19 protein-coding genes are annotated in these 20,961 nt (G+C 66.8%); 9 read left to right on the plus strand and 10 right to left on the minus strand.

Features of this window, described 5'->3' with window-relative positions; genetic code table 11:
- Positions 1–56: 56 nt before the first annotated feature.
- The 7 genes from rsmG to argC all read right to left on the minus strand — a co-directional run bounded on the left by rsmG (position 57) and on the right by argC (position 7,125).
- Positions 57–716 (minus strand): 16S rRNA (guanine(527)-N(7))-methyltransferase RsmG, encoded by a 660-nt coding sequence (rsmG, locus tag QLQ85_RS21645; RefSeq protein WP_282740883.1) that lies wholly within the window; start codon positions 714–716, stop codon positions 57–59.
- Complete coding sequence (gene mnmG / locus QLQ85_RS21650) at positions 713–2,608, minus strand: tRNA uridine-5-carboxymethylaminomethyl(34) synthesis enzyme MnmG (RefSeq protein WP_282740884.1); 1,896 nt, start codon at positions 2,606–2,608, stop codon at positions 713–715. The genes rsmG and mnmG overlap by 4 nt, the downstream gene beginning before the upstream one ends.
- A gap of 563 nt (positions 2,609–3,171) precedes the next feature.
- The gene (locus QLQ85_RS21655) at positions 3,172–3,939 is read right to left on the minus strand and encodes an amino acid ABC transporter ATP-binding protein (protein ID WP_282740885.1); all 768 of its coding nucleotides are present in this window, start codon (positions 3,937–3,939) and stop codon (positions 3,172–3,174) included.
- 32 nt (positions 3,940–3,971) lie between these two features.
- The gene (locus QLQ85_RS21660) at positions 3,972–4,643 is read right to left on the minus strand and encodes an amino acid ABC transporter permease (RefSeq protein ID WP_282740886.1); all 672 of its coding nucleotides are present in this window, start codon (positions 4,641–4,643) and stop codon (positions 3,972–3,974) included.
- Between the two features lie 86 nt (positions 4,644–4,729).
- Positions 4,730–5,518 carry a transporter substrate-binding domain-containing protein gene (locus tag QLQ85_RS21665; protein WP_282722520.1) on the minus strand — a complete coding sequence of 263 codons (789 nt, stop codon included), beginning with the start codon at positions 5,516–5,518 and terminating at the stop codon, positions 4,730–4,732.
- A gap of 96 nt (positions 5,519–5,614) precedes the next feature.
- Positions 5,615–5,968 (minus strand): iron-sulfur cluster insertion protein ErpA, encoded by a 354-nt coding sequence (erpA, locus tag QLQ85_RS21670; protein WP_240567928.1) that lies wholly within the window; start codon positions 5,966–5,968, stop codon positions 5,615–5,617.
- 122 nt (positions 5,969–6,090) lie between these two features.
- The gene (gene argC, locus QLQ85_RS21675; RefSeq protein ID WP_282740887.1) at positions 6,091–7,125 is read right to left on the minus strand and encodes an N-acetyl-gamma-glutamyl-phosphate reductase; all 1,035 of its coding nucleotides are present in this window, start codon (positions 7,123–7,125) and stop codon (positions 6,091–6,093) included.
- 160 nt (positions 7,126–7,285) lie between these two features.
- On the opposite strand from argC, the gene QLQ85_RS21680 reads away from it, so the two are divergent.
- The 5 genes from QLQ85_RS21680 to QLQ85_RS21700 all read left to right on the plus strand — a co-directional run bounded on the left by QLQ85_RS21680 (position 7,286) and on the right by QLQ85_RS21700 (position 13,103).
- Positions 7,286–9,064, plus strand: a complete 1,779-nt coding sequence (locus QLQ85_RS21680; protein WP_282741020.1) for a chloride channel protein — start codon at positions 7,286–7,288, stop codon at positions 9,062–9,064.
- Between the two features lie 9 nt (positions 9,065–9,073).
- Complete coding sequence (gene hemJ, locus QLQ85_RS21685; protein ID WP_282740888.1) at positions 9,074–9,505, plus strand: protoporphyrinogen oxidase HemJ; 432 nt, start codon at positions 9,074–9,076, stop codon at positions 9,503–9,505.
- Complete coding sequence (gene thiD / locus QLQ85_RS21690; protein WP_407650432.1) at positions 9,505–10,356, plus strand: bifunctional hydroxymethylpyrimidine kinase/phosphomethylpyrimidine kinase; 852 nt, start codon at positions 9,505–9,507, stop codon at positions 10,354–10,356. The genes hemJ and thiD overlap by 1 nt, the downstream gene beginning before the upstream one ends.
- A 165-nt stretch (positions 10,357–10,521) precedes the next feature.
- Positions 10,522–11,811: a glutamate-1-semialdehyde 2,1-aminomutase gene (hemL, locus tag QLQ85_RS21695; protein ID WP_282740890.1), complete on the plus strand. Its 1,290-nt coding sequence runs from the start codon at positions 10,522–10,524 to the stop codon at positions 11,809–11,811.
- A 38-nt stretch (positions 11,812–11,849) separates the two neighbouring features.
- Positions 11,850–13,103 carry an AAA family ATPase gene (locus QLQ85_RS21700; RefSeq protein ID WP_282740891.1) on the plus strand — a complete coding sequence of 418 codons (1,254 nt, stop codon included), beginning with the start codon at positions 11,850–11,852 and terminating at the stop codon, positions 13,101–13,103.
- 11 nt (positions 13,104–13,114) lie between these two features.
- Here the strand turns inward: QLQ85_RS21700 and QLQ85_RS21705 are convergent, their stop codons facing one another.
- Positions 13,115–13,813: a response regulator transcription factor gene (locus tag QLQ85_RS21705; RefSeq protein WP_282722514.1), complete on the minus strand. Its 699-nt coding sequence runs from the start codon at positions 13,811–13,813 to the stop codon at positions 13,115–13,117.
- A gap of 403 nt (positions 13,814–14,216) precedes the next feature.
- Between QLQ85_RS21705 and rdgB the strand changes: the two genes are divergently transcribed.
- From rdgB to QLQ85_RS21725, 4 genes are all read left to right on the plus strand, one after another.
- Positions 14,217–14,828, plus strand: coding sequence for an RdgB/HAM1 family non-canonical purine NTP pyrophosphatase (gene rdgB, locus QLQ85_RS21710; protein ID WP_282740892.1), 612 nt, complete (start codon positions 14,217–14,219; stop codon positions 14,826–14,828).
- A gap of 8 nt (positions 14,829–14,836) precedes the next feature.
- Positions 14,837–16,033, plus strand: a complete 1,197-nt coding sequence (gene hemW / locus QLQ85_RS21715) for a radical SAM family heme chaperone HemW (protein ID WP_282740893.1) — start codon at positions 14,837–14,839, stop codon at positions 16,031–16,033.
- Positions 16,034–16,072: 39 nt separating this feature from the next.
- Complete coding sequence (locus QLQ85_RS21720; RefSeq protein WP_282740894.1) at positions 16,073–16,753, plus strand: OmpA family protein; 681 nt, start codon at positions 16,073–16,075, stop codon at positions 16,751–16,753.
- 87 nt (positions 16,754–16,840) lie between these two features.
- Complete coding sequence (locus QLQ85_RS21725; protein WP_282740895.1) at positions 16,841–17,689, plus strand: 23S rRNA (adenine(2030)-N(6))-methyltransferase RlmJ; 849 nt, start codon at positions 16,841–16,843, stop codon at positions 17,687–17,689.
- Positions 17,690–17,695: 6 nt separating this feature from the next.
- On the opposite strand, the gene mnmE is transcribed toward QLQ85_RS21725, so the two are convergent.
- Positions 17,696–19,066 (minus strand): tRNA uridine-5-carboxymethylaminomethyl(34) synthesis GTPase MnmE, encoded by a 1,371-nt coding sequence (gene mnmE / locus QLQ85_RS21730; RefSeq protein WP_282740896.1) that lies wholly within the window; start codon positions 19,064–19,066, stop codon positions 17,696–17,698.
- A gap of 102 nt (positions 19,067–19,168) precedes the next feature.
- A complete protein-coding gene (gene yidC / locus QLQ85_RS21735; RefSeq protein ID WP_282740897.1) occupies positions 19,169–20,860 on the minus strand; it encodes a membrane protein insertase YidC in 1,692 nt (563 codons plus the stop codon).
- Positions 20,861–20,961 lie beyond the last annotated feature (101 nt).

Genomic DNA, 20,961 nt, shown 5'->3' on the forward strand with positions numbered 1-20,961 from the left:
AACTCCCTTGCTGGGAAACACGGATGTTCACGCGGCGCTCCCCTCGAACGAACACCTCACGGATGGGCCTGGATGGCCCCCCGACGCTCGAGGAGCACCAGCAGACGACTGCCGACATCGAAGGGCACCGTGAGCGCGTGCCTCGCGACCGGGACGACGTCTTCCGGCAGCCCCGCCAGTTCGTCCTCCACGGCCGGCCCCTTCATGGCCAGCCACCGGCCTCCCGGGGCGAGCAGATGGCCGGTGAGGCCGATGAAATCATCGAGGCTGGCGAAGGCCCGCGAGATCACCTGGTCGAAGCGTCCCTCGAACGCCTCGACCCGGGCCTGTACCGGGGTGACGTTGGTCAGCCCCAATTCCAGCACGGCCTGGCGTTGAAAGCGTACCTTCTTGCCGTTGCTGTCGAGCAGCGTGACCGCGAGGTCCGGCCTGAGAATCGCCAGTACCAGCCCCGGCAGCCCCGGCCCCGAGCCCACATCGAGCAGGGTCGGTCCCTGGACGAAGGGCAGTACCGCGGCGCTGTCGAGCAGGTGCCGAGCCACCATCTCGTCGGGCGTGCGTATCGCGGTGAGGTTATAGGCGCGGTTCCACTTGTGCAACAGCGCCAGCAGGCCCAGCAGGCGACGGGACTGCTCGTCATCCACGTCGATGCCCAGCTCGATCAGGCCACGTTCGAGGCGGGTGCCGACGGTCGATTCGAAGGGGGGCGGCGTCATGCGTTGGCCACCCGACCGCTCTCGAGAAGCCGGCGCTTCTTGAGGTGGATCAGCAGGATGGAGACCGCCGCCGGGGTCACGCCGGAGATGCGCGAGGCCTGGGCGAGGGTCTCGGGGCGGGCCGCGGCCAGCTTCTGGCGGATCTCGTGGGAGAGTCCCTCGACCCGGTCATAGTCGAGGTCGGTGGGCAGCGGTGTGGCCTCGTGACGCTTGAGCCGGTCAATCTCGTCCTGCTGGCGGTCGATATAGCCCTGGTACTTGGCCTGGATCTGGACCTGTTCGGCGACCGCCTCATCGCTCACCGGCTCGCCGGCAAGCCCGGCCACATCGCCATAGCCGAGCTCGGGACGCTTGAGCAGGTCGAGCAAGCTGTACTCGCGCGCCAGCGCCTTGCCGGTCCTGGCCTCGACGGCCGCGGCGGCCGCGCTGCCGGGTTGCACCCAGCTGGCCCTGAGGCGGGCGCTCTCCCGCTCGATGGCCTCGCGCTTGGTGGCGAAGGCCGCCCAGCGGGCGTCGTCGACCAGCCCGAGCTCGCGGCCGGTCTCGGTGAGACGCAGGTCGGCGTTGTCCTCCCGCAACAGCAGCCGGTATTCGGCCCGCGAGGTGAACATGCGGTAGGGCTCCTTCGTTCCCAGGGTGATCAGGTCGTCGACCAGCACGCCCAGGTAGGCCTCGTCGCGGCGTGGCCACCAGGGCTCGAGCCCCTGGGCGCGGCGGGCGGCATTGAGCCCGGCCAACAGCCCCTGGGCGCCGGCCTCCTCGTAGCCGGTGGTGCCGTTGATCTGCCCGGCGAAGAACAGGTTGTGGATAAACTTCGTCTCCAGCGAGTGCCTGAGGTCCCGCGGGTCGAAGAAGTCGTACTCGATGGCGTAGCCCGGCCGGGTGATATGGGCGTTCTCGAGGCCCGCGATGGAGCGTACCACCTGCAGCTGCACGTCGAAGGGCAGCGAGGTGGAGATGCCGTTGGGGTAGAGCTCGTGGGTGTCGAGGCCCTCGGGCTCGATGAACACCTGGTGGCTCGCCTTGTCGGCGAAGCGGTGCACCTTGTCCTCGATGGAGGGGCAGTAGCGCGGCCCGACCCCTTCGATCACCCCGGAATGCATCGGCGAGCGGTCGAGGTTGGCCAGGATGATCTCGTGGGTACGCTCGTTGGTGTGGGCGATGTGGCAGCTTACCTGGCGCGGATGCTGATCGCGCCGGCCCATGAACGACATCACCGGCGTGGGGGTGTCGCCGGGCTGCTCCTCGAGCACCGAGAAATCGAGACTCCTCGCGTCGAGGCGCGGCGGCGTCCCGGTCTTCAGGCGATCGACCCGGAACGGCAGTGCCCGCAGCCGCTCGGCGAGGGCATTGGATGGCGGATCCCCGGCGCGGCCGCCGCGACTCCGGTCGAGCCCGATATGGATCACCCCGCCGAGGAAGGTGCCGGTGGAGAGCACGACGGTCTCGCCGAGGAAGCGGATGCCGGTCTCGGTGACCACGCCACGCACCGTGTCGCCATCGACGATGAGATCGCCGGCGGCCTGCTGGAACAGCGTCAGGTTGGGCTGGTTCTCCAGCATCCCGCGGATGGCTGCCTTGTAGCGAACCCGGTCGGCCTGGGCGCGAGTGGCGCGTACGGCGGGCCCCTTGCGGGCGTTGAGTACCCGGAACTGGATGCCCCCGAGGTCGGTGGCCAGGGCCATGGCACCGCCCAGGGCATCGATCTCCTTGACCAGGTGGCTCTTGCCGATCCCGCCGATGGCGGGATTGCAGGACATCTGGCCGAGCGTCTCGATGTTGTGGGTCAGCAGCAGGGTCTGACAGCCCATGCGAGCGGAGGCCAGAGCGGCTTCGGTTCCCGCATGGCCACCGCCGATGACGATGACGTCAAAGCGGTCGGGATACTCCAAGGTGCACCTCGTTGGCGCCGCGGCGCCGATGTCGTTGTTTCGGGTCGTCGATAGGGATCGCCGGAAAGCGGGTCCGAATCAGCCCGGCAGTATAAACCTCCTGTGGGTAATCGTCAGGGTTTTCCACACCCGGTTTCGTCGAAGGCCCCATCCAGGCTTGCCAGCTAATCAGTTAAAACAGAATAAGAGAGAGAAGTTCTGTTGTTGTAGTGACTATAGGTGTGGACAAAATCCGGGGATAACCGTGTTTTTATGTTGATTAACAACATGTTGTATTGTTGACCAAGAGCTGGACAAGGAGCCGGCTGGCTGCGTACAGGTGGTCGAGAGGCTGTGGACGGAATGGCGACTTGCCCACAGCGATGCGGGCGCACCGCTTGTCCACCGCCGGCTACCGGGCTTGTGCCCGTAGCTGTGAACAACCCTTCGCGGGTGCAACGAAGCCGATGGTGGCGGGGGGTTCAGCGGCTTGGAGAAGGCCTGTGCAGGAATTCTGTCCACAGCCAGAAAAAAGGCCCTGTCGATAACGACAGGGCCCCGAAGGAGGCTGGAAAAGGCAGGATTCAGTGCTTGAGCACCCGTGACAGGAAGTTCCGGGTACGTTCGCTCTGCGGCGAGTCGAAGAGTCGTTCGGGGGGCGCCTGCTCGACGATCTCTCCCTGGTGGATGAAGATCACCCGGTCGGCCACCTCGCGGGCGAAGCCCATCTCGTGGGTGACGATCACCATGGTCATGCCCTCCTTCGCCAGTTCACGCATGGCGTCGAGGACCTCGCCGATCATCTCCGGGTCGAGCGCCGAGGTGGGTTCGTCGAACAGCATCAGCCGCGGTTCCATGGCCAGCGCCCGGGCCAGGGCCACGCGCTGCTGCTGGCCGCCGGACAGCTGGCCGGGATGCTTGGCACTCTGGTCGGCGATCCCGACGCGCTCGAGCAGCCGTTCGGCGGTCTCGACGGCATCCGCCCGGCTCCAGCCGCGCACCTTCATGGGGGCCAGGATGACGTTGTCGAGCACGCTGAGATGGGGAAAGAGGTTGAACTGCTGGAATACCATGCCGACCTCGGTGCGGATCTCCCGCAGCGCCCTGGCACTCTTGCCGTCGGGCAGCAACTCCTTGGCGTCGACCTCGATATGGCCCTGCTGGAACTCCTCGAGGCCGTTGATGCAGCGGATCAGGGTCGACTTGCCGGAACCGCTGGCGCCGATCACCACTACCACCTCACCGGGCTGGACCTCGAGGTCGATATCCTTGAGCACGTGCAGGCTGCCGAAGTGCTTGTTGACCCTCTCCATGCGCACGATGGGCGTCGTGGTCGTCTTGCTCTGTGTCATGCGGTGGCTCCCCTAAGCTGTCTCGTGGCCCCTCACTGGCCGACCAGGCCGCGGCGCTCGAGCAGGCGCAGTGCGATGGAGAGGCTCCAGGTGATGACCAGGTACATGAGGGCCACCATCAGGTAGACCTCGAGGGCGGTGAAGGTGGTGGCGATGTAGATCTGCCCCTGGCGCACCAGTTCGCCGACGCCGATCACCGAGAACAGCGAGGTGTCCTTGATGCTGATGATGGCCTGGTTGCCGAGGGGCGGGATCATGCGCCGGAAGGCCTGGGGCCAGATCACGTAGCGGAAGGCCTGGGCGCGGGAGAGCCCCAGCGACAGCGACGCCTCCCGCTGGCCGCGCTCGATGGACTGTACCCCGCCGCGCACCACCTCCGAGATGTAGGCGCCGGAGTTGACCGCGATGGCGGCGATGCCGGCGGTGAGGGCATTGATCGGGCCGCCGAGGATCTGTGGCAGGCCGTAGAAGATGAACAGCACCTGGACCAGGATGGGGGTGCCGCGAAACACCTCGATGTAGAAGATGGCCGGAAAGCGCAGCCAGCGCAGTGGGCTGATGCGCAGCAGGCCGAAGAAGATACCGATGAAGAAACCGATGGCCAGGCCGCCGAAGGAGATCAGCAGGGTCCAGGGAATGCCCGGCAACAGGTGCGGAATCGAGCGCAGGGCCGCCGCCCAGTCGAATTGAAAGGTCACTTCCACGTGAGGTTCTCCGGAGTGTCGGTGGCCGGAAACGACACGGGGCCGGGAGCTCCTGCCGCCCGGCCCCGCTCAGGCCGACTGGTCGATCAGTCGTCGCTCGGCGACTCGCCGAACCACTTCTCGTAGATCTCGTCGTAGGTGCCGTCTTCGCGCATCTCGGCCAGCGCCTCGTTCACCGGCTCGACCCACTGGCTGCCCTTGTGGAACACGATGCCGTATTGCTGGCCCTCGTAGAGCGGCCCGACCACCTTGGTGCGGCCTTCCCCGCGGGTCTGGGCGAAGTAGGAGACATTGGGCGCGTCGTAGAAGGCGGCGTCGACGTTGCGGCCGAGCAGCGCCATGTACATGTCCGAGGTGCCCGGATAGGGGGTGATGTCGGCGTTGTCGCCCAGGGTTTCCTGGAGGTAGTCGTAGCTGGTGGAGCCGATCTTGGTGGCGATCGACATGCCCTCGAGGTCCTCGATGGTCTCGACGCTGTCGTTGTCGGCACGCACCATGATGCGCAGGCCGGAGTCGTAGTAGGGGTCGGAGAAGTCGACGATCTCGGCGCGCTCTTCGGTGATGGTCACACCGGCGATGGCGATCTCCTGACTGCCGGTCTGGACGGCCGGGATGATGCCGTTGAACTCCATGGTGGTGAGGTCCACCTCGAAGCCGGCTCGTTCGGCGACCTCGTTGATGATGTCCATGTCGAATCCGATCATCTCGCCGGTGTCGGCATCCATCATCTCGAAGGGGACGAAGCTGGGGTCGGTGACGACCTTGACGGTGGACGTCTGGGCGATGGCCTGGCCGGCGAGGCCGAGGCCAAGCGCCAGGGTGGCGGCCAGTGCGGATTGCTTCGGCAGCGATGAAGCGATGGAGGATCTGTTCATGTGGCTCCCCGTTTTGTAGGACTTTTAGCGGTGGGATTCGCCCTTTCAACCTTGGCGAGGTTCCGTGACAGCGTCAAGTCGCGGGGAGCGGGGGGATCAGACCATGAAAGAAGCGCCACAGCCGCAGGTGGTGGTGGCGTTGGGGTTCTGGACCAGGAAGCGGGCACCGGCCAGCCCCTCCTCGAAGTCCACGGTGGAGCCGACCAGGTACTGGTAGGAGAGCGGGTCGACCACCAGGGCGACATCGCCGAAGGGGATCAGGGTGTCGTCCTCGGCGACCTCGTCGGCGAAGTCGAAGCCGTACTGGAAGCCCGAACAGCCGCCGCCGGTCACGTAGACCCGCAGCTTCAGCTCGGCATTGCCCTCTTCCTCGATCAATGCCTTGAGGCGCGCCCGGGCGCTGTCCGACAGCATCAAGGGGGTGGGGACGAAGGATTCGGCACCGCTCATGGAAGAGCTCCCTGAAGGGAAATGGAGAATTCGACCGTCCATTATCCCCAATCCCCAGCAAAAGGGTCAACTTTTGTGGGAGCGACCTTCCCTCGGCGCCCTCGATGTCCAGGGGAGTGAGATCAGGGCATCAGCGCGGGGGCCGACAGGCCGGCGCGTTCGTCGAAGCCGAACATCAGGTTGAGGTTCTGGACCGCCTGGCCGGAGGCGCCCTTGACCAGGTTGTCGATCACCGACAGCACCACCACGGTGTCGCCGTCGCCGGGGCGGTGCACGGCGAGACGGCAGAGGTTGGCGCCCTTGACGCTGCGTGTCTCGGGATGGCTGCCGGCGGGCATGACGTCGACGAAGGGCTCGTCCGCGAAGCGTGTCTCGAACAGCGCCTGCAGGTCACCCGGCTCGGTGGTGAGCCGGCCGTAGAGGGTCGCGTGGATGCCGCGGATCATCGGCGTGAGGTGGGGCACGAAGGTCAGCCCCACCGGGCCGCCCGCGGCATCACCGAGCCCCTGACGGATCTCCGGCAGGTGGCGATGGCCGCCGGCACCATAGGCCTTCATCGATTCGCTGGCCTCGGCGAGCAGCGAGGGCACCTTGGCACCGCGGCCGGCACCGGTGACACCGGACTTGCAGTCGGCGATCACCCGGCCGGCGTCGATCAGGCCGGCCTCGAGCAGCGGCAGCAGGCCGAGCTGCACGGCGGTGGGATAGCAACCGGGCACGGCGATCAGGCGCGCCTTGCGGATGCGTTCACGGTGCATCTCCGGCAGGCCGTAGACGGCCTCGTCGAGCAGCGCCGGGGCGCCGTGGGGCTGGCCGTACCAGTGGGCCCACTCCGCGGCGTCGCGCAGGCGGAAGTCCGCCGAGAGATCGATCACCCGGGTGCCCTTGTCGAGCAGTTCGCCGGCCAGGGCGTGGGCGACGCCGTGGGGGGTGGCGAAGAACACCGCATCGCAGGCGGCGAGGCGCTCGGCGTCGGGGGTACTGAAGGCCAGGCCGTCGTAGTGGCCACGCAGGTTGGGGTACATGTCGCCGACGCGCACGCCCTCTTCGGAGCGGGAGGTGATCGCCTCCACCTCGACCTCGGGGTGCTGGGCCAGCAGCCTGAGCAGTTCGACCCCGGTGTATCCGGTGCCGCCGACGATTCCGACCTTGATCACGATGCCCTCCTTCCCGATGGCCTGACGAGCCTGTTGCCCCGGCGTGGACGCTGCGTCGAACGCCTGCAGCAGCCGGGACCTATGATGACGCTTATGATACACAAGAGAGAGGGGGCCTACCCAGGCCGCTCTTCGCCACCGGATGAACAGGATCGTCGCCGTGCCGCGCTTCTCGCTCCCCGACCTCAGCCTGGAAGGCTTCCGCCGCCAGTTGGCCAATGTCGATGCCCTGCCCCAGCTGTGCGTGCTGGGTGTGCTCTCGGGGCTGATCACCGGGGGGCTGATGGTGGGGTTCCGCCTGCTGCTCGACCTGGGGGCCCTGGCCTTCATGCCGGGGGGCGATTCCGAGGCCTTCGAGGGGCTCTCCCGTGGGGTGCGGGCCGTCCTGCCGCTGGTCGCGGTGGCCGTCATCGGACTCCTGCTGTGGCGCCAGCCGGCGGCGGCCCGCAAGCTGGGCGTCGGCCACGTGATCGAGCGGTTGACCTACCACCAGGGGCGCTTTCCGCTGCGCAACTGGCTCAACCAGTGGTGGGTCGGCGTGGTCTCGGTGCTCGGCGGGCTCTCCGCCGGCCGCGAGGGGCCGGCGATCCACCTGGGGGCGGCGGCCTCCAGTGGCCTGGGGCAACGGCTGCGGCTGCCCCACAACAGCCTGCGGGTACTGGTGGCCTGCGGTACCGCGGCGGGTATCTCGGCCTCCTTCAATACCCCCATCGCGGGGGTCATCTTCGCCATGGAAGTGGTGATGATGGAGTACACCATCGCCGGTTTCATGCCGGTGATCCTCGCCTCGACCATGGGGGCCGTGGTGGCCCAGCTGGTCTACGGTTCCGAGCCCGCCTTCCAGGTACCCACGGTGAGCCTGGGGTCGATGTTCAACCTGCCCTGGATCGTGATCACCGCCCTGCTGATCGGGCTGCTGGCCGGGGCCTTCATCCATGTGGCGAAGAGTGCGCGGATCACCGGGCTGCGGGTCTGGCTGCGCCTGTCGCTGGTGGCGGTGGCCACGGCGGGCGTGGCCTGGTGGTATCCGGAGGCACAGGGCATCGGCTATGACAGCCTGGCGGCGTCGCTCACCGGCGAGCTGACGGTGGACGTGCTGCTGGCACTGGTGGTGGCGAAGCTGCTGCTCACCGCCCTCACCGTCGCCAGCGGCGTGCCCATCGGCATCATCGGCCCGGTGCTGGTGATCGGTGCCGCCGCCGGGGCGCTGATGGGCCTGGCGGGGGGCTGGCTGTGGCCGGGTACCGCCGCCGACCCGGGGCTCTATGCCATGCTCGGCATGGCGGCCATGATGGGAGCGGTGCTGCAGGCGCCACTGGCGGCGCTGATGGCGCTGCTCGAACTGACCCATAACCCCAACATCATCCTGCCCGGCATGCTGGTGGTGGTGGTATCGGGCCTCACCACCCGCCAGCTGTGTCGCTGCGACGGGTTCTTCATCAGCGTCACTCGCCACGGCCTGCACCCCCTGCAGCAGCCGCTGATGCAGGCGCTCTCCCGGGTCTCGGTGCCGGCGGTGATGGAACGCAACCTGGTGCGCACGCCGCGGATGGTGACCCGCGACCAGGCACGGGCACTGCTCGAGCCCAAGCCGGTCTGGGTATTGATCGAACGCTCCACCGACGACAAGCCGACCCTGGCCCTCAAGGCCGCTGACCTGGCGCGCTGGCTGATGGGGCAGGAGCTGGCGGAGGACGAGCGGGAGAGCGACGAGGGCGAACTGCTCGACCTGCTGGAGATTCCCGGCCTGCGCCTGGAGATGGCGCCGATCCACCTGCAGGCGACCCTTTCGGAGGCCTTTGCCCGTCTCAACGACCAGGCGGTGGATGCGCTCTACGTGGAGCATGGCCACCGGCCGAAGCAGAAGCGGATTTCCGGTATCATCACCCGCGGCGCCATCGAGCGCTATTACCGTTTCGACCCGTCGTCGCCGTCCTGAGGAGACAAAATGTACTTGTGGATCAAGGCCCTGCACCTGATCGCCATGGTGACCTGGTTTGCCGCGCTGTTCTATCTGCCGCGACTCTATGTCTACCACGCCATGGCCCGTGATCGTGGCGAGCAACAGGCCATCGAGCACTTTCGGGTGATGGAGCGCAAGCTTTACCGCGGCATCATGACGCCGTCGATGATCGCCGTGCTGGTGTTCGGTGGCGGGATGCTCTTCCTGACGCCCGCCTGGCTCGGCCAGGGCTGGATGCACGTCAAGCTGCTGCTGGTGGCGCTGCTGGTGGCCTATCACCATGTCTGCCTGATCTACCTGAAGCAGTTCGCCGCGGGTCGCTGCACGAGGAGTCACGTCTTCTTCCGCTGGTTCAACGAGCTGCCGGTGATCGCGCTGCTGGCGATCGTCCTGCTCGCCGTGCTCAAGCCGTTCTGATGATGACCCCATCCACAGTCTCTCCTCATCTGCCGGTGGTGCTGGTGCTGGCGGGTCACGACCCCACCGGGGGGGCCGGCCTGATGGCCGACGCCGAGGCGATCGCCGCCTGCGGCGGTTGGGCGTTGACCGTTCCCACGGCGCTGACCGTGCAGAACTGTCGCGACGTCGCCGAGGTGGTGCCGGTGGATCCGGGCACCATGCGACGCATGGTGGTGGCACTCGAGGGGTTCGAGATCGCCGCGATCAAGGTAGGACTGGTGGCCCACACGGCGACCCTCGATGCCGTGACCGATATCGTGCGCCGTCATCCCGGGGTGCCGCTGGTGGTGGATCCGGTGTTGCGTGCCGGCGGCGGCAGTGAGTTATCCACAGCCGAGCTGGTGGATGCCTTCCGCGAGCGGCTGCTACCCCTTGTGGATATCCTCACCCCCAATCGGCAGGAGCTGGCAAGGCTGTCGGCCGGTGTCGAGGGGGATGACACCGAGCGAGCGGTGGATCTGATGACCCTGGGCTGCCAGGCGGTACTGGTCACCGGCACCGACGATCCGAGCGGGCGCGTGCCGGCCGACCGGGTGGAGCACACCTTGCATGCCACGGACCTGAGCCGGCAGTGGTCCTGGCCGCGCCTCGGCGGCACCTTCCATGGGTCCGGCTGTACGCTCGCCGCGGCACTGGCGGCTCGGTTGGCGGCCGGCGAGACGGTGGTGACGGCCTGCGAGCAGGCTCAGGCATTCACCTGGCAGGCACTGGCCCATGGCTGGCAACCGGGTCATGATCAGGCGCTGCCGCGGCGGCTCTGGCAGCTGCCGGCGGTGGTGAGCTTCCCCGGTGACGCGCCGCGTGGATGAGGGGGGCTGGCCATCGCCGACGTGACCACCGAGAATGGAGCATAGAGGCCGGCACACGGGGGGACTTCTTCACCGCCCTTCCCCCGCTTGCCGGCAGGTTATCCAGTGACTTGTCCACAGCCCGGTGCCACGGGCTGACACCATCTTCGTTTGCTTGAGGTAGACATGACCACATCCGCACAGCTCTTCGAACAGGCCTGCCGTCACATCCCCGGTGGCGTCAATTCGCCGGTCCGGGCCTTCAAGGGCCTGGAGCGCCCGCCGGTGTTCATGGAGCGTGCCCAGGGCGCCTACCTGTTCGATGTGGAAGGCAAGCGCTACGTCGACTATGTCGGTTCCTGGGGACCGATGATCACCGGCCATGCCGACCCCGACGTGCTCGCCGCGGTGCGCGAGCGGCTCGACAACGGCCTCTCCTTCGGGACACCCACGGCCATCGAGACCACCATGGCCGACCTGATCTGCGAGATGATCCCCTCCATCGAGATGGTGCGCATGGTCAACTCCGGTACCGAAGCCACCATGTCGGCGATTCGCCTGGCGCGCGGCGTCACCGGGCGCGACAAGATCGTCAAGTTCGAGGGCAACTACCATGGCCACTCCGATTCGCTGCTGGTCAAGGCCGGCTCCGGCGCCCTGACGCACGGCGAGCCCAGTTCGCCGGGCGTGCCGGCCTCCCTGGCCGAGCACACCATCACCCTGCCCTACAACGACCTGGATGCGGTGGAGCAATGCTTCGAGGAGATCGGCGACCAGGTGGCCTGCATCATCGTCGAACCGGTCGCCGGCAACATGAACTGCATCCCGCCGCAGCCGGGCTTCCTGGAGACCCTGCGCCGGGTCTGCAACGCCCACGATAGCGTGCTGATCTTCGACGAGGTGATGACCGGTTTCCGGGTCGCCCTGGGCGGTGCCCAGGCCCATTATGACGTCAAGCCGGACCTCACCTGCCTGGGCAAGATCGTCGGCGGCGGCATGCCGGTGGGTGCCTTCGGCGGCAGCGAGACGCTCATGTCGAACATCTCGCCGCTGGGCCCGATCTACCAGGCCGGTACCCTCTCGGGCAATCCACTGGCCATGGCCGCCGGCATCGCCCTGCTCACCAAGCTGCGGGTCCCGGGCTTCCACAATGCCCTGGCCCAGCGGGTCGATACCCTCTGCCATGGCCTGCAGGAGCGCGCCGATGCGGCCGGTGTCGACATGATCACCCAGCGGGTCGGCGGCATGTTCGGTGTCTTCTTCACCCGCCAGAGCCGGGTCGACAATTTCGCCCAGGCCACGGCCTGCGATGCCGGCGCCTTCCGTCGCTTCTTCTCGGCGATGCTCGACCGGGGGGTCTACCTGGCGCCTTCGGCCTATGAGGCCGGCTTCATGTCCAGTGCCCATACGCCGGAGGACATCCAGGTGACGCTGGATGCGGCTGAACAGGCCCTGGCCGCCATGCAGAAGGCTTGAGACGCCGCCCGCTTCCCGATACCGGAAGGAGACGCGATATGAGCCAGGCAACGGGGTTCGCCCCACCCTCTGGTGGTGATGTCCTCGAACTGGAGGCGCTGGTCGAGCGACTGGTGGTCTTTCACCGTGACTCCGGCATGCCGGCGGCCTCCGCCGATGCCGGGCAGCAGGCGGCGCTGGTCATGGCCAGGGGCGAAGTGCGGGCCATCCGCGAGCGCCTCGATGGTGACGAGGATCGGGAGCGCCTTGAGCACCTCGCCGCATGGCTGGAGCAGGATATCCAGCGTCTCGCACCGGTCTTCGAGGCCCGCCGGGAGCGGCTCTGCCGTAGCTGGGCTCTCGAGAACCCCGATAGCCGGCTCTGTCACCAGGGGCGGGTGCTGCTGTCCAATGCCATCGGTCGGGATCCTGGGGCCCCCGGGGGGGATCTTCCCGGCGATCCGGCCTGTGACCTGGCCGCACTGCTGGTGGGCCTGAAGAGTCGCGAGGAGACGGCGCTGACGCGACTGGCACTGGATCGCTATCTGCGGCTCTCCGGCGACTACGAGATGACGCGGCTGCTGTCGCTGCTCGGAGCCTGCCATGCCCTGAGCGGCGCGCGGCGTGCGCTTTCGCGGCGTCCGCCACTGAATCGTGATCCCGAACATCCCGCGTTGCAGGCCGAGAGCATGGCCGAGTGCCGTCGCTTCCTCGCCCTTGCCGAGTTCATCGCCGAGTTTCGTTTCCCGCCGCTGGTGATCGCCGTGGGAGTCGCCGGCAGTGGCAAGAGTCGCTTCACCAGCGGACTGGTGTCCCGGCTCGGAGCGATCCGGGTATGTTCCGATATCGAGCGTCGACGCCTGCACGGTCTCGATGTGACTTATCCCCAGGACGTCGCCGGTAGCGCCCCTGTGGATATCTTTTCCGAGGCGGCGACGGAACGCACCTACCGGCGACTCGCCTCCTGCGCCGGTGTGCTCCTGGACGCCGGGATACCGGCCTGTGTCGATGGGACCTTCCTGCGCCGCTGGCAGCGCGACCTGTTGCGCCAGCAGGCCGAGGCGCGGGGGTTGCCGTGCCTGCTGGTCAGTTTCGAGGCCGACGATGCCACCCTGCGACGGCGCATCGAGAAGCGGGCCCGGCAGCAGGGAAGCGCCGTGGAAGAGAGCCTGTCGGTGCTGACCCGTCAGCAGGCCGATCTCGAGCCCTTCGCCGACGAGGAGCGACTCCATCTGGTCCACCTCGATACCACCGCCGACAACGCCGCCGAGACCCTGGCGGGGCTGATCCAGGAACATGTCCGACTGTTCTGAGGTGTCCCGGCTCAGTGGCCGTTGGACGCCGCGGGGGGCTCGTTGCGTCGTCGACGGCCGACCAGCGGCGGCGGGGCCCCGAGGTTCTGGCGCGCCCAGTTCACCGCCTGGATGCGATTGTGCACCTTGATCTTGCGGAAGATGTTGTAGAGGTGCGACTTGACGGTGTGCTCGCTGACGAACAGCTGGTCGGCGATCTCGGTGTTCGAGGCCCCGGTCCCCAGCATGGCGATGATCTCCAGCTCCCGATGGGTCAGCCCGCAGACCGGGCGGTAGGAGTTGAGCTGCTGGCGACGGAAGAACTGGATCATGCGGGTCATCAGCGAGCGCGACATCCAGAGATAGCCCTCGATCAGGGTATTGAGTCCCTTGCAGATCAACGGCAGGGGGTCGCTGCGGTAGAAGACGCCTTGCAGGTTCATGGCGGAAAGCACCTCCACCGCATGATCCTCGTCACGCAGGTTGAAGGCAGCCAGCGTCAAGCCGGTCTCCTCAGCCGCCTTGACATGCCACTGCTGCATGGTGGCTTCGTCGATGTGATCCGCATCGAGCAGCACCAGCACCCGAGCGGGGTCCCTGCCCTTCCAGTCGGCCGCCGGTGCCACGACCGATACCGGACAGTCGAGTTGCTGATGCAGGTAATCGATGAAAAGCTGCGTCTGTGGATTGCTGGTCGTCACCAGCAGTACGATTCCTTTGTCCTGATTCATGATGCGACTCCCACGGAAGAGCGGGTAGAGCCCCCATCCCTGACCATCCTTCAGGCTGAGCGGGACTTTCTGAAGTGGTCAACTGAGTGTTGGACAAAATGTAACAATTTATTACTAACTTTTGGTTATTTATTTCTTCTCTCTTAGACGATATTTATTGGCTGCTATAAATGACTAAGTAAAACATACTGTTGGGTGGCTCCCTGGACTCTGGAACGAGCTCCGCCAACCGCCGAGACAATGAAATTCATGCCTATTCCGTGCCAGTCTTGTGTTTCATACTCAATCCTTAGTATGGCTTTTTGCATATCGACAGTATGAGTTTCATCACCCGTCCGCCCGCATTCCCCTAGCCAGGCCCGACCCGTAGAATGGGCACCCACGCCCTCCTGGAGAACCGCCCATGACCCCGACCCCTCTGGTGCTGGCCAGCGGCAATGCCGGCAAGCTGCGGGAGTTCCATCAACTGCTCGGTCCGCTGGGCTTCGTGGTCCGGCCCCAGGCGGACTTCCGGGTGGCCGACGTCGAGGAGACCGGGCTGACCTTCGTCGAGAATGCCCTGCTCAAGGCCCGCGAGGCGAGCCGGGTCAGTGGTCTGCCTGCCCTGGCCGATGACTCCGGACTCGAGGTGGATGCCCTGCATGGTCGGCCGGGCATCCATTCGGCGCGCTACGCCGGTGAGCCGAAGAGCGATGAGCGCAACAACGCAAAGCTGCTGGAGGCGCTGTCCGCGGTGGCCGAGGGGCGTCGCACCGGGCGTTACTGGTGCGTGCTGGTCTACCTGCGCCATGCCGAGGATCCGGTGCCGCTGATCGTGCAGCGCAGTTGGGAAGGCGAGATCCTGGCGCATCCGCGCGGCGAAGCCGGCTTCGGCTATGATCCGCTGTTCTGGCTCCCCGACCAGGGCATGAGCGTTGCCGAACTCGCACCCGAGGCCAAGAATCGCCTCAGCCACCGTGGGCGTGCCCTGCAGGCCCTGGTGGAGATCCTGCGTGAGGCGCCCGATCGTCGATGAGCGAGCGCATGACGGACGACTCCCCTGCCCTGCCGCCGCTGGCGCTCTATGTCCACGTACCCTGGTGCGTGCGCAAGTGCCCCTATTGCGACTTCAACTCCCATGGGGTCGGGCGAGGCGCGGTGCTGCCCGAGGAGGAGTACCTGGCGGCCCTGATCGCCGATCTCGATGCCGATCTGCCGCTGGCCGCCGGGCGCCCGCTTGCCAGCATCTTCATCGGTGGCGGTACCCCTAGCCTGATGTCCGCCGCCTTCTACTCCCGGCTTTTCGAGGCCCTGGCGGCGAGGCTGCCGTTGGCGCGGGACATCGAGATCACTCTGGAGGCCAACCCGGGCACCCTGGAACGTGGCCGCTTCGCCGGCTACCGGGCTGCAGGGATCAACCGCCTGTCGCTGGGGGTGCAGAGCTTCCAGGACGAGCAGCTCGCGGCGCTGGGGCGGATCCACTCGGGTGCCGATGCCGCGGCGGCCGTCGACGAGGCCCGGCGGGCCGGCTTCGACAACCTCAACCTTGATCTCATGCACGGCCTGCCGGGGCAGACCCCGGCCCTGGCCCTGGCCGACCTGGAGGCGGCGCTCGCCCTGTCACCGGAGCACCTCTCCTGGTACCAGCTGACCCTGGAGCCCAACACCGAGTTTCATTCCCATCCGCCGCCGCTTCCCGAGGAGGAGGTGCTGTGGGACATCCAGGACCTGGGCCATGAGTGCCTCGAAGCGGCCGGCCTGGTTCGCTACGAGATCTCCGCCTATGCGCGTGGCGGGCGGCGCTCGCGTCACAACCTCAATTACTGGCGCTTCGGTGATTACCTGGGGATCGGCGCGGGGGCCCACGGCAAGCTGAGCCGGCGCGGGGCGGACGGGGCGATGGCCATCGAGCGACGCTGGAAGTCGCGCCAGCCGGACGCCTACCTGCGCCGGCGCGAGGATCCGCGTGGCTTCGTCGCCGGCCGCAGCCTCATCGACGAGGCGGAGCTGCCGCTGGAGTTCGCCATGAACGCCCTGCGCCTGGTGGATGGCGTCCCGCTGTCGACCTGGTCGCGCTGTACCGGGCGCGAGCCGTTCCGACTGGAGCAGCGGTTGGTGCCGGCGCGCAAAAAAGGACTTCTTGTGGAAGATGCCGGCCGACTGCAGGCATCCCCTCAAGGTCTATTATTCTTGAACGAGCTGCTGGCCCTGATCAGTCTGGATCGGGGCTGTCAGGGATAGAATAGCAGGCCATTTCAATCACCAAGGAGACACGACCCCATGATCAAGCCTCTTCGTCTTTTCGTACCGGTGGCCGCCGCCGCCCTGCTGGTGGGTTGTGCCACCTCGGACCCCTACTCCGGGCAGACCCAGCGCTCGAGTACCATGACCGGTGCCGGCATCGGCGCCGCCGTGGGGGCCGCCGCCGGGGCGCTGTCCGGCAGCGGCAGCACCAGCCGCCGTGATCGCGCCCTGATCGGTGCCGCCGTGGGTGCCGCCGCCGGGGCCGGCGTCGGGGCCTACATGGACCGTCAGGAGGAGCAGTTGCGCGCCAGTACCCAGGGTACCGGGATCGAGGTCGATCGCCGCGGTGACGACATCGTGCTCAACATGCCGAGCAGCGTGACCTTCGGTTTCGACTCCAGCGAGCTGACCTCGAATGCCCGCAATGCGCTCAACGACGTGTCCTCGGTGCTGACCCAATATACCGATACCCGGGTCAACATCGCCGGTCACACCGACAGCACCGGCAATGCCGACTACAACCAGCGGCTTTCCGAGCGCCGTGCCGAGGCCGTCGGCAACTATCTGGCCCAGACCGGTGTCTCGCGTAACCGCCTCCAGATGAGGGGCTATGGCCAGACCCAGCCCGTCGCCAGCAACGACAACGAGGCGGGGCGTGCCCAGAACCGTCGCGTCGAGATCACCCTCTCGCCCATCGAGTCCCAGTTCCAGCAATAAGCCCGCCTGTCGCTCGATGCCGCCGATACGGGCCCGCCACTGTCTCAGTGGCGGGCCCTTTGCTTGCCGAATCACGGATGTCGATCCATGCTTTCCTATCAGCACGCCTACCATGCCGGCAATTTCGCCGACGTTCACAAGCATCTGACGCTCTTTGCCGTCATCGATCATTTGTTACGTAAATCTTCTCCAGTTACGTATGTCGATACCCATGCCGGTCGGGGCATCTATCCGCTGGCGGCAGAGGAGACGCGAAAGCTGCAGGAGTACCGCCAGGGGGTGGCGCCGCTCTGGCAGGCACGCCAGGCGTTGGTGGAGGAGCCCTTGCTCCACGCCTGGTTGGTGTCCCTGGAGAGGGTGCAGCAGCGGGAAGGCGAACTGGATCACTATCCCGGCTCGCCCTGGTGGCTGGCCCAGCGGCTGCGCCCTGAGGACCGCCTGAGGCTGTTCGAGTTGCATCCCGGCGAACTCGATCACCTGGCCCGTCAGCACCTGCCGGACAACGTGCGGCGCATCCACGGCGATGGTCTGCAGGGGCTCCTGCAGCGGTTGCCGGTATCGACGCCGCGGCTCTGCGTGCTGGTCGATCCCAGCTTTGAGCGCAAGTCGGAGTACGCCGAGGTGGCGAAGGCGGTATTGAGTGCGATGCGCAAGGCGCGTCACGCGGTGATGCTGGTGTGGTACCCGTTGCTGCCGGCCGGGCGTCACCGCGAACTGCTGGAAGGCCTGCGCGACGGTGGGCTGCGTAAGATCTGGTGCAGCGAGCTGAGCCTGCGCGAGCCGGTTACGGACGAGCGGGGCATGTATGGCAGCGGCATGCTGGTGGTGAATCCGCCCTGGGGGCTCGACGAACGGCTCGCCGCCGCCATGGCCCGAATCACGCCGTTGCTGGGTGACACCGCGACCTACCGCGACGAGTGGTGGGTGGTCGAGTAGGGGGCTTCACTTGCCGATACAGAAGCTGCCGAAGATCTCGCCGAGCAGGTCGTCTGCGCTGAATTCCCCGGTGATCTCGCCCAGCGCCTGCTGGGCGTCGCGCAGGTCCTCGGCGAGCAGCTCCCCGGCACCGTAGCCGGCCAGCTGCTCCTCGCCGTTGGTGAGCGCTCGCTTCGCCCGGTCGAGAGCGTCAAGATGGCGTCGACGCGCCGAGAAGCGCCCCTCGGTGGTGGCCGCATAGCCCATCACCGCCTTGAGGTGCTCCTTGAGGTTATCCACACCCTGGCCGGTCTTCGCCGAGAGTCGCATCACCGGGGTGGCTGTGGACGAGTCGATGCCCGGGGGTTCGTGGCTGGCATCGATCTTGTTGCGCACCAGGGTCAGGCGAGAGGGATCGGCCAGGCGGGCGACGAACTCGGGCCAGATGGCCATGGGGTCGGTGGCGTCGGTGGTGGCGGCATCGACCATCAACAGCACGCGGTCGGCCTTCCCGATCTCGTCCCAGGCACGGGCCACGCCGATCCTTTCCACGGCGTCGGGGGTATCGCGCAGGCCGGCGGTATCGATCACGTGCAGCGGCATGCCATCGATGTGGATATGTTCGCGCAGCACGTCCCGGGTAGTGCCCTCGATCTCGGTGACGATGGCGGTCTCCTGCTCGGTGAGGGCGTTGAGCAGGCTCGACTTGCCGGCGTTGGGGCGACCGGCGATCACCACACTCATGCCTTCGCGCATCAACGCGCCCTGGCCGGCGGCGGCACGCACCTCGGCCAGCTCGTCCTGTACGGCGGTGAGCATCGCGGCGACCTTGCCGTCGGCGAGGAAGTCGATCTCCTCCTCGGGGAAGTCGATGGCCGCCTCGACGTACATGCGCAGCTCGACCAGCCGTCGTACCAGGGTCTCGACCCGGCGCGAGAACTCGCCTTGCAGCGAGCGCAGGGCGTTCTCGGCGGCGCTGCGCGAGCTGGCATCGATCAGGTCGGCGATCGCCTCGGCCTGAGCCAGGTCGAGCTTGTCGTTGAGGAAGGCGCGCTCGGAGAACTCGCCCGGGCGGGCGAGGCGGGCGCCCAGCTGCACGCAGCGCTCGAGCAGCAGGTCCATGATCACCGGGCCGCCGTGGCCCTGCAGCTCGAGCACGTCCTCTCCGGTGAAGGAGTGGGGGCCGGCGAAGTAGAGCGCGAGGCCCTCGTCGATCACCGTGGCCTGGCCCCGGAACGGGCCGTAGTGCGCGCGACGCGGGGCAGGGCAGTGCCCGACCACCGCCTCGGCGATCGCCGCACAGGCGGGCCCGGAGACGCGTATGATGCCCACCCCGCCACGTCCCGGCGGGGTGGCGAGTGCCGCAATGGTGTCCTGGACGTAAAGGGGCTCGGCCATCGTCTACTCCTCGTCGCGCTCTGCGCCATTGTCCGCACGGGGTGCCGTAAACGCCAGACCCCCGCCGGGGGCGGGGGTCTTCGGGCGCGGGGCAGGACCGGGTTACTTGGTCTTCATGCCCTTGCCGACGCTCGGGTCGCTCTCGATCTTGCGCGTGATCACGTACTGCTGGGCGATCGAGATGACGTTGTTGACCACCCAGTAGATGACCAGGCCGGCCGGGAACCACAGGAAGAAGAAGGTGAAGACGACCGGCAGCATCTTCATGATCTTCGCCTGCATGGGGTCCGGTGGGGTCGGGTTGAGCAGTTGCTGCACGAACATCGAGGCACCCATCAGGATCGGCAGGATGAAGAACGGATCCTTCACCGACAGGTCCTGGATCCAGAACATGAAGGGTGCATGGCGCAGCTCGACGGACTCGAGCAGCATCCAGTAGAGTGCGATGAAGACCGGCATCTGCACCAGGATGGGCAGACAGCCGCCCAGAGGATTGATCTTCTCCTTCTGGTAGAACTTCATCATCTCCTGGGACATCTTCTGGCGGTCGTCGCCGTACTGCTCCTTGAGGCGCTGCATCTCCGGCCCCAGCTTGCGCATGCGGGCCATGGACTTGTAGGCCTTGGCGGAGAGCGGCCACATGGCCAGCTTGACCAGGACGGTGAGGAAGACGATGGACCAGCCCCAGTTGCCGATCAGGCTGTGGATCTGGTCGAGCAGCCAGAACAGCGGGTTGGCGATGAACCACAGCCAGCCGAAGTCCACGGTCAGGCGCAGGTTGGGGGCCACGGCCTCCATGTAGTCCTGGACCTTGGGTCCCATGTACAGGGTAGCGCCCAGCCGCGCCTCGCCCTCCGGGGCCACGCTGCTGATCGGGCCGGCGAAGGCCGCCACGTTGCGATCCTGCGAGTCGGTAGTGGCGTAGAAGAGGTTCTGCTGGTTCTGGGGTGGCGCCCAGGCGGAGACGAAGTAGTGCTGGATGATCGCGACCCAGCCGCCCTCGACGTCACGGTTCGTGAACTTGCCGGACTGGATATCCTCGAAGTCGACCTTCTGATAGCGATCCTCCGGCGAGGAGTAGGCGGCACCCAGGTAGGAGCGCATGCCCATCTTCGGTCCGCTGGAGGGATCGGGGCTGTTGTCCCGGGCCAGTTGGCCGATGAAACGGGCGCTGACCGGCTCCTCGGCATGGTTGGCGAGGTAGTAGTTCACGTCCACGGCGTAGTTGCCGCGTTCGAAGGTGAAGCGCTTGACGACATCGACGCCGTTGACCTCGGCGGACAGGTTCACCTCGAGGCGATTGTCGTTCTCGGTCAGGCGATATTCGGTGCTCTCGGGAGTGAAGGAGATGCGCCCGGCGTGTCCATCGAGCTGTAGCCCCGAGCGTGCCACGTAGCTGCGGCTTTCGCCGTCGGAAAGCAGCACGTAGGGGCGGTCGGAGTCCAGCGTGAAGCGATGCTGCGGTAGGGCGGCATAGACGATGTCTCCCCCCTGCGGGTCGATGCGCACATCCAGCACGTCGGTGACCACGGCCACCAGGTCGCGGCTGCGCGTGGCCGTGGCCGGCTCGCCGGGCATCTCCTGGCCCGCCTCACCTTCGGCCCGCGGAGTCGTCGGGACGGCGAGGTCGTCGTCTCCGTCCGGGGCGGCGGCTTCCTCGCCTGGGGCTCCGGTGGTGAAGGAGGGGGCTGTCGGTTCAGGCGCTACCTGACCGTAATCCTGGTTCCACTGCACGACGATCAGGTAGGCGAGCACCGCCAGGGGAATCAGCAAGAGGAGTCGTTTTACGTCCATGAGGGGTCTGCCCGATGGGTGGTGAACATTCCGATGGCGTGGTGCGGGTCGCACGCCCGATATGCACGAAAGCCTGCCGAAGGCAGGCTAGGCTCAGTACA

This window comes from Halomonas kalidii (genome assembly GCF_030010475.1).
GTDB lineage: Bacteria > Pseudomonadota > Gammaproteobacteria > Pseudomonadales > Halomonadaceae > Halomonas > Halomonas heilongjiangensis.